Source organism: Thauera sp., from assembly GCF_047601425.1.
In the GTDB taxonomy this organism is placed as follows: domain Bacteria; phylum Pseudomonadota; class Gammaproteobacteria; order Burkholderiales; family Rhodocyclaceae; genus Thauera.
Genome location: NZ_JASGJL010000001.1, coordinates 32,034 through 47,730, shown reverse-complemented (window position 1 = coordinate 47,730; position 15,697 = coordinate 32,034). Strand labels below are relative to the sequence as shown.

The following is a 15,697-nucleotide window of genomic DNA, read 5'->3' as shown; positions in this document are numbered from 1 at the left end:
GTCGGGCCAGACAGATTAGAAGGTGTGGCGGATACCAACGCCCAGCAGGTCGGAATTCTTGCCGCCCCACTCCGTCGAACTAGCCTTGGGATCATACTTGGTCAGACCGAAGGCCAGACCGTCGTCGTTGTCGGTACGGTTGTAGGCGACGTAAGCGGTGGTACGCTTCGACAGCGCGTGGGTGTAGGCCAGGGTGTAGGACTTGACCTTGGTGTCGCTGTCACCGGGGACGTCGAACTTGGTTTGGCCGTAGGCGGCATGGATGTTGCCGGCACCGACCGGGACGATCAGGCCAACCTGCCACAGATCGGCATCGTCGCCCTTCCAGCCCACCAAGTTATCAGCCGACTGATAGGAAGCATGCAGCGACACGACACCGAAGTCATAGCTGGCGCCCACGCCCCATTCCTTCTGCTTCTTGTCACCAGTCAGGGGAATATCAACAGGAAGTTGGGTGATTGGGTCGATCTCCTTACCAATGTTGACAGCACCCTTGAAATTGACGACCTGATACACCGCGCCGACCTTCAGCGGGCCGTTGGCGTACTCCAGGCCCAGGCCATAGGCGTCGTCGTTGCTGGGCTTCTTGCCCACTTCCTTAGCGCCGGCGGAGATCTTGTGGCCACCCTTATACAGATTCGTGCCGTCAACTGAGTATCCCGCACCGGTCGAGTAAATCGCACGAGCGGTCAGGCCGGAGAAGCTGCCGGTGTAGGAAACCGAGTTGCTCCAGCGTGCCGTGCTGGTCGGGCTGATGGTCATGCCCGACTGGCTCGACAGGATCGACTGCGGACCCACCGCGGCAGCGGCCAGGGCGTCATAGTTGAAGAAGTAGCCGGGAGCGTATTGACGGCCCAGGGCCACGGTGCCGAATGCGCCGCTCAGGCCGACGAGGGCCTGACGCTGATAGCCGGAACCCATTTCGTTGCCGGTATCGATGTCGAAGCCTTGCTCGAGCACGAACACTGCCTTCAGGCCGTTGCCCAGATCTTCGGTACCGCGGAAACCCAGACGGCTGCCCGACAGGGCACCACCCTGAACGCCACGCAGATCGTTTTCGCCGTGCTTGCCGAAGCCGACGTAAGCATCCGCCACACCGTAGATGGTGACGTTGGACTGAGCGAAGGCCGGAGCCGAAACCAGGCCGGCGATGGCCAGCGCGATCAGTTTCTTCTGCATGAAACGTCCAGAAACCCGATTTCTGGGCAAATCAAAGGTTTCATCATGACTTGACCATAATCATGACCATGGTCATGATTATGGTCATTCATTTTCCGTCAGGAGAGCTTTCCATGCAGACCATTCAGGCCTCCGAGTTCAAGGCTCGCTGCCTTGCCATCATGGATCAGGTCGCCGAGTCGGGCGAGGTCATCGTCGTAACCAAGAACGGCAAGCCTGTTGCCGAACTCCACCCGTACGCGGGCGAGAACAGAAGTTCTCCTTTCGGCCTTCACCCTGGTCTACGCATCCAAGGCGACATCATGTCACCGCTTGCCACAGATGACTGGGAGGCGCTGGCTTGATCGTTCTGGACACTCACGCCCTGATCTGGATGGATGCGGACGACCCCGCTCTCGGCCCTCAGGCACGACAACGCATCTCCGAGGAATGGCGCTCTGGTCGCGTCGCCGTCAGCGCGATCAGTTTCTGGGAATGTGCGCTGCTGGAGCAGCACGGACGGATCGTGCTACCCGTTGCAATCGAAGTATGGCGAGCGGAATTGCTGGCAGCGGGCTTAGTCGAGATCCCGCTCGACGGGCGCGTCGGCTTGTTTGCTGCGGGTTTTTTCGAGTTGCACCGTGACCCGGCCGACCGTTTCATTGCTGCCTCTGCGATGGCACGCAACGCTACCCTGATGACTGCCGACGAAAAGCTGCTGGCCTGGCAATCACCCCTGCCTCGTCTGGATGCGCGGCGCTGATCGGCCAGCCATGTTGCATGTCCGCAACAGACTTGCCCGGAATGTGGTGTTTTCGCGCTGCGAGGCTTGCAAGGGCAGCGGCAGATTTGCAGAATCGCACCAACTTCTCGCCAGAGAGGTGAGTAGGGCCGAGGCAGATGCCAAGGTCTCAACTTCAATTTGAGGAGAAACAAATGCAGAAGAAACTGATCGCGCTGGCCATCGCCGGCCTGGTTTCGGCTCCGGCCTTCGCTCAGTCCAACGTCACCATCTACGGTGTGGCGGATGCTTACGTCGGCTTCGGCAAGCATGGTGAAAACGACTTCCGTGGCGTTGGTGGCGGTGGCCTGTCGGGCAGCCGTGTCGGCTTCCGCGGCGCTGAAGACCTGGGCAACGGCCTGAAGGCAGTGTTCGTGCTCGAGCAAGGCTTCAACATCGACAACGGCGTCGAAATGGGTTCGGGCTATCAGCGTCAGGCTCTCGTCGGCCTCAACGGTGCCTTCGGCACCGTGGCCCTGGGCCGCCAATACGCCCCGGGCTACTTCTTCAACCATGACGGCCTGGCTGGCGCCGCGGTGGGTCCGCAGTCCATCCTGTCGGCTTACGCCGGCATGAGCATCACCCCGAACAGCGGTGCCCGCTGGAACAACTCGGTGACCTATACCGGCAGCTTCTCCGGCCTGACCGCCCGCGCCATCTACTCGGCCGGCAACATCGAAAACGGCAATGGCTATGACTCCGTTGGCGACAAGTTCGCCGCCCCGAGCAGTGACGACGCTTACGGCCTGGGCCTGGAATACGCCAACGGCCCGCTGAAGGTCAGCGGTGTGTATCAAGTCGTCAAGTTTGTCGATACCGCCATCACGCCGAACGACGGCAAGAAGCAAAAGGAATGGGGCATTGGCGCTGGCTACGACTTCGGTGTCGTGGCACTGAACGCCTCCTACCAATCGGCTGACAATCTGGGCGGCTGGAAGGACGAAGACGCAGACCTCTGGACCGTCGGTCTGGGTGTCCCGGTCGGTGCTGCTGGCAACGTCCACCTGTCCTACGCCCAAGTCAAGTTCGACATTCCTGGTGACAGCGACACCAAGATCAAGTCCTACACCCTGGCCTACACCCACGCGCTGTCGAAGCGCACCACCGCTTACGTCGCGTACAACCGTACCGACAACGACAAGGGCGAGTTTGCGGGTCTGGTTCCCTACAGCCGTAAGCAAAGCGAAGCCTTCCTGCCTACCAGCGACGTCGGTGGCAAGAACGCCGACCTGCTGGGCGTTGGTATCCGCCACACCTTCTAATCTGTCCCTGCAACAGGTTTGAAAGTAAAAACGGGCGCTTCGGCGCCCGTTTTTTTTCGTCCACGCCCCCTCATTCATTCCAGCCTCTTCATCGCAGCGGATCCAGCCTGAAGTACTCACCTGTCCGCTGGCCGAGATGCCAGTTGGCCATCAGCTCTTCGCGGTGGATCTCTATCCAGGCATCGACGAGCACCCGTTTATGTCGCGGCAGCTCGCCGAACAGGAGCTCGTTCGACACGATGTCGAAACCCGCCTCCAGCCCCTGCCAGATGGCAAGCACGAAAGGGGCGGTGTCCTGCCTCGACCTGGGCGGTGCGAAGGCGATGACGATGCCGTAATAGGCCGAGACCGGGCGCAGCACGGCGCCGTAGCGTGGCTGTGCGGGCACCCTGGTGTAGAGGTGCCCGATGTCGAGTCCGGGAATGTCGAAACGGGCGATGGCTTCAAACAGCGGTTCGAGCGGATACTGCTCGTTGCCATAACGACGGCTCGCCCGCGGCGCGGCATGGCCGGTCAGCGCGTCATGCACTTCCTCCTCGAGGCCGACGGCGCGGCAGGCATCCTTGAAGGTGTGGCGGAAGGAATGGAAGACCTTGCGGCGGTCGCCGATGCCGACCTTCCTGCGCAGGTAGCCCGAGAAGAAGGAACTGAAGTAGCCGCCGAGCTTGCCACGCGGATTCGGCCGAAGTTCGGGAAACAGCAGCCCCGACCGCTGCAGTCCGGCGGCATAGTCTAGAAAGCCGCAGTCCAGCAGGACCGCGTGAAGCGGAATCCGCCTTCGCGAGGCGGGGTTCTTGAGCTGCGCATGCCCGGCGTCGTCGCTGATGTGCAGGTAATACCCCAGGCCTTCCGCATGGCGGAGGTCGCTGACCAGCAGTTGGGCCAGTTCCTCGACCCGTGCGCCGGTAAACAGCGCCAGCAGCGGCAGCCAGAATGCGGCCTCCCTGCCACCGCCCTTCGGACGTTTTCCCGCCGCGTGGATCTCGGCACGGAACAGGCGGTTCAGATCGTCCGCGCTGAACGCGACACGTGCCTTGCGGCACACCGTTTCGTGCATCCTGAGCTCGGCGGCCGGATTCGACGCCGCCAGTTCGTGATCGACCGCCGTTCCGAACAATGTCCTGAGGATGCCCAGCTTGTGCCTGACCGTGACCGGACTCTGCTTCGCAGCAAGCAGATGGTCGCGGAACGCAAGCAGGTTCCTGCGGCGCACCTCCGCGAGCGGCATCCAGCAGGTGAAGGCGGCGAAGGCATCGAGAACCTTGCGGTATTTGGCCACTGTTGCGGCCCGGCGGTCGGTCGCCGAACGCTGCCACAGTTCGAACAGCGAAGCGTAGGCGTCGGTATCGGGCACAGCGGCCGACATCGTGTCGATAACGGCACATGCTCCCGTATCCATGTTCTTCATTACAGACTCCTGGCGGGTTGAAAAAAGGCCAGGAGGCTAAACATCCGATCACCCAAGGGTGAAGCATGCGAAAATCGCCGCCGGGGAGATCGCGCCGCAGTTTCCATGCAGCGCATCCGCCGTAAACCAAACAAAATCAAGGACAAGAGTATGACGTCGAGAAAATGGGCGTGTTCGATCGCCCTCAGCCTGGCGGCCACCGCCCCGGCAATGGGCGCAGGCCAATCCGAAGCACGCGGCTTCGTCGAGGACAGTTCGCTGGACCTGTTCCTGCGCAATGCCTACATCAGCCGTGATTACAAGCAGGGCCGCCAGGACAAGGCCGAATGGGGCCAGGGCGCCGTGCTGAACTTCAGCTCGGGCTTCACGCAGGGTACGGTCGGCGTCGGCGTCGATGCCTTCGGCGTGTATGGCGTCCGTCTCGACAGCGGCCGCGGCCGTGCCGGCGCGGCAGGCATCGACTTCTTCCGCGTGGACAACAATGGCGATGTCGAGCGCGACGTCGCCCGCGCCGGCGCCTCGATCAAGCTGCGCTTCTCCAACACCGTGCTCGCCCATGGCGACCTGCGCCCGACGCTGCCGGTGCTGAACCACGACGCCTCGCGCCTGCTGCCGGAAAGCTTCACCGGCACGATGATCACCTCGAACGAAATCGAAGGCCTGACGCTGCACGCCGGCCGCTTCCACGCCGAAGCGCGCAAGAGCGACGAGAACCGCGACGGCGGCGGCCTGAAGGCGATCGACGTGCTCGGCGGCCGCTACCAGTTCAACGAAGTGTTCAGCGGCGCGCTGTACGCATCGGACATCGAGGACGTGCTGAAGCGTCAGTACATCAACCTGAACTACGTGCGCCCACTGGCGCAGGGCGATTCGCTCACGCTCGACTTCAACGGCTACAACACCAGGCAGGACAAGAAGTTCGATCCTGACGAAGGCAAGAACCGCATCTGGAGCCTGGCCGCGACCTACGCCACCGGCCCGCACGCCTTCACCGTGGCGCACCAGCGCAGCAGCGGCGACGTCGGCTACAACTACGGCTTCTACCAAGACGAGGGCTGGGTGGGCGACGGCGGCAGCACGATCTTCCTCGCCAACTCCTTCTGGTCCGACTTCAACGCCAAGGACGAGCGCTCCTGGCAGCTGAGCTACGCGGTGGACTTCGCCACGTACGGCTATCCCGGCCTGAGCTACGTCATCGCCTACGTCCGCGGCGACAACATTGATGCCGGTGCGCCGAGCCGCGGCAAGGAACGCGAGTGGTTCAACCAGTTGAGCTACAAGGTGCAGAGCGGCGCGGCCAAGGATCTGAGCATCCGCCTGCGCGGCTCCTTCCTGCGCGTGTCGGAGAACGCCCGCGCCTACAACAGCGAAGGCAACGAGATCCGCATCTTCGTCGACTATCCGATGAACCTGTTCTGATCCATGCGGCGGCAGGGTGCCGGATGACCAGCGCCCTGCCCTCCATGCAGAGAAACTCTCGTGGAACTCCTTCCCGTCTTTAGCACTCTCAAACCGCGAGTGCTAAAATCAGGCACACAAGGAGGACACAAGCCTATGTCTCAAGCCCTGTCGTTTCCCATTCCCGCCGCTGGCAGCCTGGATCAGTACATCCAGAGCGTCAATCGCATGCCCATGCTCAGCGAGCAGCAGGAAGTGGAATTGGCAACGCGCCTGCACGAGCAGGGGGACGTCGATGCGGCTCGCCAGCTGGTGATGTCGCACCTGCGGCTGGTGGTCGCGATCGCACGCGGCTATCTGGGCTACGGCCTGCCGCACGCCGACCTGATCCAGGAAGGCAACATCGGCCTGATGAAGGCGGTGAAGCGCTTCGACCCCACGCGCGGCGTGCGCTTGGTGTCGTTCGCGATGCACTGGATCAAGGCCGAAATCCACGAATACGTGCTGAAGAACTGGCGCCTGGTGAAGATCGCCACGACCAAGGCCCAGCGCAAGCTGTTCTTCAACCTGCGCGGCATGAAGCAGGATTCCGGCACGCTGAACCCGGTCGAGGTCGATGCCATCGCCACCCAGCTCGGCGTCAAGCCCGAGGAAGTGGTCGAGATGGAGACCCGTCTCGGCGGCCGCGACATTCCGCTGGAAGGCAGCGGCGACGATGACGACGAGCGCTTCGCGCCGATCGCCTACCTGCCCGACCCGCACGCCGAACCGTCCGAGGTGCTGGCCCGCACGCAGCTCGCCCACATGCAGGACGTCGGCCTGCGCAATGCCCTGGCCAGCCTCGACGACCGCAGCCGCAACATCGTCCAGCGCCGCTGGCTGAGCGAAGGCGACAGCGCCACGCTGCACGAATTGGCGGCGGAATATGGCGTCTCCGCTGAACGCATCCGCCAGATCGAAGCCAAGGCGATGCAGAAGATGCGCGGGATGCTGGCCGAAGCGGTCTGAACTCCGCTCTTGGTGCCTCGATGAGAACGGCAACCGCAGGGTTGCCGTTCTCGTTTACCGTCAGCGCATCCGCCGGCCCGACATTCGCGGGCTCATTTCCCCGCCAGCAGCGCAGCAATATCGGCCGCGACCTTGTCCGGCTCTTCGCCGTGCTTCAAATACAGGCGCAGCCGGCCCTGGGGGTCGAACACGTAGGTACCGGCGGTATGGTCGATGGTGTAATGGCCGTCGAGATCGCCGCTCTTGCGGTAGAACACGCGGAAATCCTTGGCAACCTCGGCAATCTGCTCCGGCGTGCCGTGCAGCCCGAGGAAGCGCTGGTCGAATACCGGCACGTATTCCGCCAGCAGCGCCGGAGTGTCACGTTCAGGATCCACCGTGACGAATAGAACCTGAACCTTGTCGCCATCGGCGCCAAGCTGCTGCATCACCATGCTCATGTCGGACAGCGCGGTCGGGCAGACATCGGGACACTGGGTATAGCCGAAGAAAACCGTCACGACCTTGCCAGTAAAGTCCGCCAGCGTACGCTCCTGGCCATGATGGTCGGTGAGCCGCAGCTTCTGGCCGTATTCCGCACCGGTGATGTCGGTGCTGTGGAAGACGGGCTCAGGCGGCGCGCAGCCAGCCAGCAGGCCGAGCGCGAGCAGGGGCGCAGCCAGCGGACGCAGGAAACGGGCAAGGGAAAGAGACATCGGGCACCTTGATGCAGCTTGTTCGATCAGCGCCCGATGATAGTCGTTCGCAGCACAACGGGCACGGCCCATGCGTCAAGGCGCCGCACCTGGATTCTCACCACGGCAGGTAATGATCGACCAGCAGCGCCGCGAACAAACCGAACAGATAGACGATGGAGAAGCGGAAGGTGCGCCGCGCGAGCGCATCGCTGTAGTCGCGATACAGGCGCCACGCATACTGGATGAAGCGCAGACCGAGACCCACGGCGACCCCGAGATAGAGCGCGCCGCTCATGCGCGTGGCGAAGGGCAGCAGCGTGACGCCGAACAGGATCAGGGTGTACAGCAGCACCGACAGCCGGGTGAATTCGGCGCCGTGGGTCACCGGCAGCATCGGCAGGCCGGCGCGCGCATAGTCGGCGGTGCGATACAGCGCCAACGCCCAGAAATGCGGTGGAGTCCAGGCGAAGATGATCAGGAACAGCAGCAGCGCATCTGCGCTGATCTCGCCCGACACCGCCGCCCAGCCCAGCACCGGCGGCATCGCGCCCGACGCGCCGCCGATGACGATGTTCTGCGGCGTATACGGCTTGAGCAGCACCGTATACACCACCGCATAGCCGATGAAGGTGGCGAGCGTGAGCCACATCGTCAGTGGATTGACCGCCCGGTGCAGCACCATCAGGCCGAAGCCGCCCAGCATGCCGGCGAACAGCAGCACTTCGGCAGGCGCCAGCTCGCCACGCGGCAGGGGGCGGCCCCGGGTCCGCGCCATGCGGGCATCGATCTGGCGCTCGATCAGACAGTTCATCGCCGCCGCGGCACCGGCCACACAGGCGATGCCGAGCGTGGCGGCAAACACCGTCAGCGCGTCCGGCAGCCCCGCAGGTACCGCGAGGAACATGCCGATGACCGCACAGAACACGATCAGCGTGTTCACTCTCGGTTTGGTCAGCACATAGAAAGCATGCAGGCGACCAGTACGAGCCGTTCCCAGGGCAAATGTCTTCATGGCCTCCCCTCCTCGAACATGATCGGCAGCGCACGGCAGCGATGCCGTGCTGGCCGGGCCGCGGCACGCGGCACAGCCAGCCGGAAATTAACCCACACCATGATGCCGACCAGCAGTGCGGCACCGGCGTTGTGTGCTGCTGCCAGCGGCAGAGGCAAGGACAGCAGCACGTTGGCGATGCCCAGTCCGATCTGCAGCATCAGCGCCACCAGCAGGGCCGCACCGGTATCGAAAGTGGCATGCCGCCGGCAGAGCGCACAGCCCAGCATCAGCAGGGCACCGCCGGCCACCAGCGCGCCGATGCGGTGCGACCAGTGGATGGCAGTCAGTGCGGCGTTCGACAGCAACTCCCCATCGGCCGTCATGCCCAGCTCACGCACGACGTGGAAGGAATTGGCATAGTCGGCCTCGGGCGCGAAGCTGCCATGGCAGGCCGGGAAATCGGTACAGGCGAGTGCGGCATAATTTGTGCTGGTCCAGCCACCCAGGGCGATCTGGGCAACGAGCAGCACGAAGGCCAGCAGCGCTCCGGCTGGCAGCCATGATGGCTGGCTCGCAGCAGCGCCCTGCCGCGCGCCACAGGCTCGCAGCGCCAGCCAGGCCAGCAGCGCCAGCGTCGTCAGCCCGCCGAGCAGGTGCGCAGTGACGATGGCCGGTTTCAACAGTAGCGTCACGGTCCACTTACCGAGCAGCCCCTGGAACACCACCACGCCGACCAGCGCCAGCGCAACCCCGGGTGCCGCACGGGAATGACCGCGCAAACGCCATGCCAGCACGGCGATGGCGAGGATGAACAGCCCCAGGCTGGCAGCCAGATAACGGTGGATCATCTCCTTCCACGCCTTGGGCAGGCTCACCGGCCCGTAAGGCTCGGCAGCATGCACATCGCGGATGACATCGGCCGCATGCGCCGGCGAAAGCTTGCCATAGCAGCCCGGCCAGTCCGGACAGCCGAGGCCCGCATCGGCCAGACGGACGTAGGCGCCGAAGACGACGACGACGAAAGTCAGCAGCAGTGCTCCAAACGCGAGCCGGCGATACCAGGCAAGCATCGCCATCATGGCTGCTCCCCTCGTCCCAGCGCCGAATATTTCAGCAGGCGCTGCAAATCCTTGGTCAACGCCCGCGCCGCTTCGGTAACGTCGAGCCGGTCGTCGAAACGCATCATCACGTTGCCCAGCGGATCAACGAGATAGATCGTCCCCGCCAGGCTGCCGCTCGCCGGCGGCGGCAGCACAGCCAGCCAGCTGGCATCGGCACGGACGAGGTGCAGCGCATCGGCCGGCGAGGAGCCTGACACCTGTCCCTCGGCGGGTTTGCCTCCGTCCGTGAGCAGCCATACGCGGGCGACGCGATCCATCTCGCGGGCCTGCGCCAGACGCGCCTGCCGCGACACGTAAAGTGCGCGGGCACAGGCGCTGTCGCAGATAGAAGGCGCTGCAAGCAGCAAGGTCCAGTGCCCCTGCAGCCCTGCGCGGCTCAACTCCGGCTGGCCGCCGATGCCCTGCAGGCGGGAGTCAGGCAACGACACAGGATCGAGCAAGGTGCCGTTGTTGACCCGCCCCTCCGGCTGCCAGACGTAGAACATCAGGTAGGACACAAGCACCGGCAGCACACAGACCAGCCCAAGCAGTAGCAGGGTGCGGCGCGCCTTGCGCCGTTCCCCGGCTGCGATGGTGGAACGGCCATGTTCAGCGCCCGGCGAGGCGAGGGTTCCGTTCATCGTCGGGTCTCCGCAGGAAAAGGCGCCAGACGTAGGCGCAACTCAGCAACGCGGCAAGCGCTGCCAGCGCATACCACTGAAAGGCGTAGCCATGATGGCGTTCGATGCCGGCCGACGGCAGCGGCCAGTCGCGTACCAGACCGTCGTCCGCCGCAGAGGTCTGCAGCACCAGCCAGGAGGCAAAACAGGCTTCGGCCCGCTCCCTTTCTCCTGCACGCGCAGCGCAGAGCGGCAAGCCTTGACTCCCCATTGCTCCGGCACCTTCGTTGAAGTCCGTCTGCGCGGCCAGCCGGGCGATGTCCAGCACCTGCCACCGGCGGCCTTGCGCGAGCTCGCCGTCGCGCGCCAGCGTGAACGCCCCGTTCTCCGGTATCTGCATCCGCCCTTCCAGCGTCGCCTGGCCGGACTCGGCCGGCACCGAGGGCAAGACCGAGCGATCGGCGCCCGCCTGCACCCAGCCCCGATTGACCAGCACCACTCCTGAAGCGTCGGGCAGGCGCAGGGGTGTCAGCACCTGATAACCGGCTCGGCCAGCATGAGTGCGGTTGTCGAGAAAGATGCCCGCCTCCGGCATCCATTCACCTTCCAGCCGCACACGCTGGCCGGGTACCAAATCAACGCCTTCCGCAAGGGACGCGAGCGGCATTGCCGGGCGCCCGGTGGCAGCGTCGAGTTCCGCCTGCAGCGACTGCTTCTCTTCGGCACGGCGCAGTTGCCAGTTCCCCAGCGCCAGCGCAACGGCAGCCACCAGCGCGCCTGCCAGCAGCGGCAGCAACAGGCGGAGGCGCGCAGCGGCTGGCATCGCATCAGCTCCCTGGCAGCTACAGCAGATAAACGACGACGAACAGGATCAGCCACACGACATCGACGAAGTGCCAGTACCAGGCTGCGGCCTCGAAGCCGAAGTGGCGTTGTGGCGTGAAATGCCCGGCCAGCGCGCGGCCCAGCATCACCGACAGCATGATCACGCCGATGGTGACGTGCAGCCCGTGGAAGCCAGTGAGCAGATAAAAGGTCGTGCCATAGATGCCGCTGTCGAGCCTCAGATTGAGCTCGGCATAAGCGTGCCCATATTCATAGACCTGCAAGCCGAGGAAGATCAGGCCGAGCACGATGGTGGCCAGCAGCCCCAGCTTGAGCTGCCCTCGCCGCTCGCTGCGCAGGCCGTGGTGCGCCCAAGTCAGCGTCGCGCCGGAAGTCAGGAGGATCAGCGTGTTGATCGCCGGGATCCCCCAGGCGCCCATCGGCGTGAACGCTTCGGCACCGCTCGGCGTATAAGGTCCGGCGGTCGGCCAGGCGCTGCTGAAGCCCTGCCACAGTACTGCCTCGTTGTCGCCCGAGGCCAGCCATGGCACGGACAGCACACGAGCATAGAACAGCGCGCCGAAGAAGGCAGCGAAGAACATCACCTCCGAGAAGATGAACCAGCCCATCGACCAGCGGAAGGACAGCCCCACCCGCCTGCCGTAGCTGCCGGACTCGGATTCACGCACCACCTGGCCGAACCAGCCAAACAGCATGTAGATCAGGATTGCCACGCCGGCGAAGAAAACCCACGGCCCGGCCGGCACATGGTTGAGCCACAGTGCTGCCCCGGCACCGAACAGCAGCAACGCGACCGAGCCGAAGATCGGGTATGTTGACGGCTCGGGCACGAAATAGTGGTCGAATCCCCGAGCGGCAGTTGTCTGACTCATGGCTTTCTCCCTCTCTTCGGACTCTGGTCGGTGCCGCTAGGCGAGCACCAGCTGTACCACGACGACGATGGTGATGATGAAAATGGCCCCGGCCAGCACACCGGCCACGACCACTGCAAGCGGATTCAGCGACCCGGCGTCGTCCAGGTAGGCCTGCCGCTTGCGCACGCCGAAGAAGGACCACAGCACGGCACGCATCGTCGCCCAGAAGCCGGCCTGGCGTGGGGCACTACGCGCGAACTCGTCTTGCCCCGCCTCCATCGCTCAACCTCCTGCTGCCGGTACTGCAGCTGCACCGGCAGCCACTTTTCCAGAGGGCGCCACAGCCGCCACGTTGCGCCCCTGCAACTCGAAGAAGGTGTACGACAGCGTGATGACCGTGACATCCTCAGGCAGCGCAGGATCGATCACGAACACCACCGGCATGACGCGACGCTCCCCCGGCGCCAGGGTCTGCTGGGCAAAGCAGAAGCAGTCCAGCTTGTTGAAATGGCGTCCCGCAACCTGCGGGCCGTAGCTCGGCACCGCCTGGCCGGTGACCGGCACGTCGCGCGTGTTGGACACTTCGTATTCGACCTGGACGAGCTCGCCCGGATGCACTTCGATCGAGCGCTGCAGCGGCTGGAAGCGCCACGGCAGATCGTGCAGGTTGGCGTCGAACTGGACGAGGATGCTGCGGCTGGCATCGACTTGCGTATTCCCCACCGCTCGTGCGCCCTGTTCGGCTTCCGGGCGCAGGAAATTGTTGATGCCAGTGACCTCGCAGATCTTTTCGTAAAAGGGCACGAGCAAAAAACCGAAACCGAACATCACCGCCGCCGCCACAGCCAGGCGGAGCAACAGGCGGCGGTTGTCCTCAGCGAGATGGCGGCCCGCCTGCGCACTCATGGCCCGAGAACCTCGTACTCGATGATCACGATCAGGAAAAAGGTGAAGGCGACAGCCGCCAGCATCAGGCCAGTGCGGCGGTTGGCTGCCCTGCGCTCCTCGGTTCGTGTCATGTCCCACTCCCTCTGCAGATCGTGCCAGCGGCGGCGCCCTCACCGTATCGTCGGCGCTTCCTCGAACGTGTGATGCGGAGCAGGCGAAGGCACCGTCCATTCCAGCCCCTCCGATCCTTCCCAGGAACATGGCGCCGCACGCTCGCCGCTGCCTCGTGCGCACTTGACCACCACGGCTATGAAGATCAGTTGCGACAGGCCGAAGCCGAAGGCGCCCACCGAAGCCATGGCATTGAAATCGGCGAACTGCAATGCATAGTCGGGAATGCGGCGCGGCATGCCGGCGAGGCCGAGAAAGTGCATCGGAAAGAAGGTGATGTTGAAGAACACCATCGAGCACCAGAAGTGCAGCTTGCCGAGAATCTCGCTGGGCATGCGGCCGGTCCATTTCGGCAGCCAGTAGTAGGCGCCGGCGAACAGCGCGAACAGCGAGCCGGCCACCAGCACGTAGTGGAAGTGGGCGACGACGTAATAGGTGTCCTGCACCTGGATGTCGATCGGCGCGATGGCACAGATGAGGCCGGTGAAGCCGCCGATCGTGAACACGAAGATGAAGCCGGTGGCCCACAGCATCGGTGTCTCGAAGGTCATCGAGCCGCGCCACATCGTCGCCACCCAGTTGAACACCTTCACGCCGGTGGGCACCGCGATCAGCATCGTCGCGTACATGAAGAAGAGCTGGCCTGCCGCCGGCATGCCGGTGGCGAACATGTGGTGCGCCCAGACGACGAAGGACAGGATGGCGATGGAGGCCGTGGCATAGACCATCGAGGCATAACCGAACAGCGGCTTGCGCGCGAAGGCGGGGATGATGTGGCTGACGATGCCGAAGGCCGGGAGGATCATGATGTAAACCTCCGGATGGCCGAAGAACCAGAAGATGTGCTGGTACATGACCGGATCGCCGCCGCCCGCGGCGTTGAAGAAGCTGGTGCCGAAGTGGCGGTCGGTCAGGATCATCGTCACCGCGCCGGCCAGCACCGGCATCACCGCGATGAGCAGGTAGGCCGTGATCAACCAGGTCCAGCAGAACATCGGCATCTTCATCAGGGTCATGCCTGGCGCGCGCATGTTGAGCACGGTGACGACGATGTTGATCGCGCCCATGATCGAGCTGAGGCCCATGATGTGGATGGCGAAGATCGCCATGTCCACCCCCATGCCCATCTGCACAGACAGCGGCGCATATAGCGTCCATCCCGCAGCCGAGGCGCCGCCGGGGACGAAGAAGGAACCCAGCAGCAGGATCGCGGCCGGCGGCAGCAGCCAGAAGCTCCAGTTGTTCATCCGCGCGAAGGCCATGTCGCTGGCGCCGATCATCAGCGGGATCATCCAGTTCGCGAGGCCGACGAAGGCTGGCATGATGGCGCCGAAGATCATCACCAGTCCGTGCATGGTCGTGAGCTGGTTGAAGAACTCCGGCTGCACCACCTGCAGGCCGGGCTGGAACAGTTCGGCACGGATCGTCAGCGCCATCACGCCCCCGGACAGGAACATGATGAAGCTGAAGATCATGTACAACGTGCCGATGTCCTTGTGGTTGGTCGTCGTGAGCCAGCGCATCAGGCCGCTCGGGCCATGATGATGGGTCTGGATCTGATCATGTGTGACGGCGGCCATGCGAAGGTCCTCCTGTCAAACGACGGCGGGGCAAGCTGTGCGGCTACAGGGCCGGCGACTGCGGAGCCAGCGATACCTGCTCGGCGCCCGTCGCCGCCGTCTGCTGCTGTACCCACTCGGTGTACTTCTCGGCCGACAGCACGTGGACCTCGATCGGCATGAAACCATGATCGCGGCCGCACAGCTCGGCACAGTTGCCCCGGTAGATGCCTTCCTTGTCGGCACGGAACCAGGTGTCGCGGATGAAGCCGGGAATGGCATCCTGCTTGACGCCGAAGGCCGGCACCCACCATGAATGGATGACGTCGTTGGCCGTCAGCAGCACCCGTACCTTCTTGCCCACCGGCACCACCAGCGGCTTGTCGACTTCCAGCAAGTAGGCTTCGCCCTTGGGCACACCGCCTTCGATCTGCTCGCGCGGCGTGGACAGACTGGACAGGAAACGAATGCCCTCGCCTTCACCCTGCAGGTAGTCGTAGCCCCATTTCCACTGATAACCGGTGGCCTTGACGGTGATGTCGGGGTTGGAGGTGTCCTTCATCTCGATCACGGTCCGGGTCGCAGGCCAGGCCATGCCGAGCAGGATCAGGATGGGAATGACGGTCCACGCGATCTCGACCGCGGTGTTCTCGTGGAAATTGGCGGCGACCGCGCCCCTGGACTTGCGGTGATGGAGCACCGCCCAGAACATCACGCCGAACACGCCGATGAAGATGACCAGACAGATCAACAGCATCAGCGTATGCATGTCGTGGATCTGCTCGGCGACGCTGGTGACCGGAGCCTGGAGGTTATAGCGCGCAGGCGAGTCCTGCGCGAATACAGGACACGCAACGCCGACGGCTAGCAGAATGCCCGTGATGCGACTGGCACGTTCCATGACCACCCCCTACGCGATGTAGTTTTGGTCTGTGCGAACGATGGTGCCATAGCAAAAATCATATTCGCAACA

Annotated in this window: 18 protein-coding genes; 5 read left to right on the top strand and 13 right to left on the bottom strand. The window is 63.9% G+C overall.

The genetic code is table 11. From position 1 onward, the window contains the following. Window positions 1-15 precede the first annotated feature (15 nt). Window positions 16-1,179, bottom strand: a complete 1,164-nt coding sequence (locus QM748_RS00250; protein WP_415245099.1) for a porin — start codon at window positions 1,177-1,179, stop codon at window positions 16-18. A 62-nt stretch (window positions 1,180-1,241) separates the two neighbouring features. On the opposite strand from QM748_RS00250, the gene QM748_RS00245 reads away from it, so the two are divergent. The 3 genes from QM748_RS00245 (at window position 1,242) to QM748_RS00235 (ending at window position 3,201) form a co-directional block, all read left to right on the top strand. Continuing rightward, window positions 1,242-1,523, top strand: coding sequence for a type II toxin-antitoxin system Phd/YefM family antitoxin (locus tag QM748_RS00245; RefSeq protein WP_415245098.1), 282 nt, complete (start codon window positions 1,242-1,244; stop codon window positions 1,521-1,523). Next, window positions 1,520-1,921, top strand: coding sequence for a type II toxin-antitoxin system VapC family toxin (locus QM748_RS00240; RefSeq protein WP_415245097.1), 402 nt, complete (start codon window positions 1,520-1,522; stop codon window positions 1,919-1,921). The genes QM748_RS00245 and QM748_RS00240 overlap by 4 nt, the downstream gene beginning before the upstream one ends. Window positions 1,922-2,094: 173 nt before the next feature. Further along, window positions 2,095-3,201 (top strand): porin, encoded by a 1,107-nt coding sequence (locus tag QM748_RS00235; protein ID WP_415245096.1) that lies wholly within the window; start codon window positions 2,095-2,097, stop codon window positions 3,199-3,201. Window positions 3,202-3,289: 88 nt separating this feature from the next. On the opposite strand, the gene QM748_RS00230 is transcribed toward QM748_RS00235, so the two are convergent. Next, window positions 3,290-4,609, bottom strand: coding sequence for a DUF4160 domain-containing protein (locus QM748_RS00230; RefSeq protein ID WP_415245095.1), 1,320 nt, complete (start codon window positions 4,607-4,609; stop codon window positions 3,290-3,292). Window positions 4,610-4,759: 150 nt separating this feature from the next. Here QM748_RS00230 and QM748_RS00225 point away from each other — a divergent pair, with 150 nt between their 5' ends. After that, complete coding sequence (locus tag QM748_RS00225) at window positions 4,760-6,028, top strand: OprD family porin (protein WP_415245094.1); 1,269 nt, start codon at window positions 4,760-4,762, stop codon at window positions 6,026-6,028. A gap of 135 nt (window positions 6,029-6,163) precedes the next feature. After that, entirely contained in the window at window positions 6,164-7,015 is an 852-nt protein-coding gene (rpoH, locus tag QM748_RS00220; RefSeq protein ID WP_415245093.1) for an RNA polymerase sigma factor RpoH, read from the top strand. Window positions 7,016-7,107: 92 nt separating this feature from the next. Here rpoH and QM748_RS00215 read toward each other — a convergent pair whose 3' ends face one another. The 11 genes from QM748_RS00215 to coxB all read right to left on the bottom strand — a co-directional run bounded on the left by QM748_RS00215 (window position 7,108) and on the right by coxB (window position 15,625). Then, the gene (locus tag QM748_RS00215) at window positions 7,108-7,710 is read right to left on the bottom strand and encodes an SCO family protein (protein WP_415245092.1); all 603 of its coding nucleotides are present in this window, start codon (window positions 7,708-7,710) and stop codon (window positions 7,108-7,110) included. 97 nt (window positions 7,711-7,807) lie between these two features. Next, on the bottom strand, window positions 7,808-8,704 hold the full coding sequence (gene cyoE, locus QM748_RS00210) for a heme o synthase (RefSeq protein ID WP_415245091.1): 897 nt from the start codon (window positions 8,702-8,704) through the stop codon (window positions 7,808-7,810). Continuing rightward, a complete protein-coding gene (locus QM748_RS00205; protein WP_415245090.1) occupies window positions 8,701-9,765 on the bottom strand; it encodes a COX15/CtaA family protein in 1,065 nt (354 codons plus the stop codon). The genes cyoE and QM748_RS00205 overlap by 4 nt, the downstream gene beginning before the upstream one ends. Next, on the bottom strand, window positions 9,762-10,427 hold the full coding sequence (locus QM748_RS00200; protein ID WP_415245089.1) for a hypothetical protein: 666 nt from the start codon (window positions 10,425-10,427) through the stop codon (window positions 9,762-9,764). The genes QM748_RS00205 and QM748_RS00200 overlap by 4 nt, the downstream gene beginning before the upstream one ends. Then, complete coding sequence (locus QM748_RS00195) at window positions 10,396-11,229, bottom strand: SURF1 family protein (protein ID WP_415245088.1); 834 nt, start codon at window positions 11,227-11,229, stop codon at window positions 10,396-10,398. Before QM748_RS00195 ends, QM748_RS00200 begins: the two co-directional genes overlap by 32 nt. A 19-nt stretch (window positions 11,230-11,248) precedes the next feature. Continuing rightward, window positions 11,249-12,124, bottom strand: coding sequence for a cytochrome c oxidase subunit 3 (locus QM748_RS00190; RefSeq protein WP_415245087.1), 876 nt, complete (start codon window positions 12,122-12,124; stop codon window positions 11,249-11,251). A gap of 36 nt (window positions 12,125-12,160) precedes the next feature. Continuing rightward, window positions 12,161-12,385 carry a DUF2970 domain-containing protein gene (locus QM748_RS00185; protein WP_415245086.1) on the bottom strand — a complete coding sequence of 75 codons (225 nt, stop codon included), beginning with the start codon at window positions 12,383-12,385 and terminating at the stop codon, window positions 12,161-12,163. A gap of 3 nt (window positions 12,386-12,388) precedes the next feature. Beyond that, entirely contained in the window at window positions 12,389-13,012 is a 624-nt protein-coding gene (locus tag QM748_RS00180) for a cytochrome c oxidase assembly protein (RefSeq protein ID WP_415245085.1), read from the bottom strand. Beyond that, window positions 13,009-13,125, bottom strand: a complete 117-nt coding sequence (locus QM748_RS00175; RefSeq protein WP_415245084.1) for a cytochrome oxidase small assembly protein — start codon at window positions 13,123-13,125, stop codon at window positions 13,009-13,011. The genes QM748_RS00180 and QM748_RS00175 overlap by 4 nt, the downstream gene beginning before the upstream one ends. A gap of 39 nt (window positions 13,126-13,164) precedes the next feature. Then, window positions 13,165-14,745 carry a cytochrome c oxidase subunit I gene (gene ctaD, locus QM748_RS00170; protein ID WP_415245083.1) on the bottom strand — a complete coding sequence of 527 codons (1,581 nt, stop codon included), beginning with the start codon at window positions 14,743-14,745 and terminating at the stop codon, window positions 13,165-13,167. Between the two features lie 43 nt (window positions 14,746-14,788). Next, on the bottom strand, window positions 14,789-15,625 hold the full coding sequence (coxB, locus tag QM748_RS00165) for a cytochrome c oxidase subunit II (protein ID WP_415245082.1): 837 nt from the start codon (window positions 15,623-15,625) through the stop codon (window positions 14,789-14,791). Window positions 15,626-15,697 lie beyond the last annotated feature (72 nt).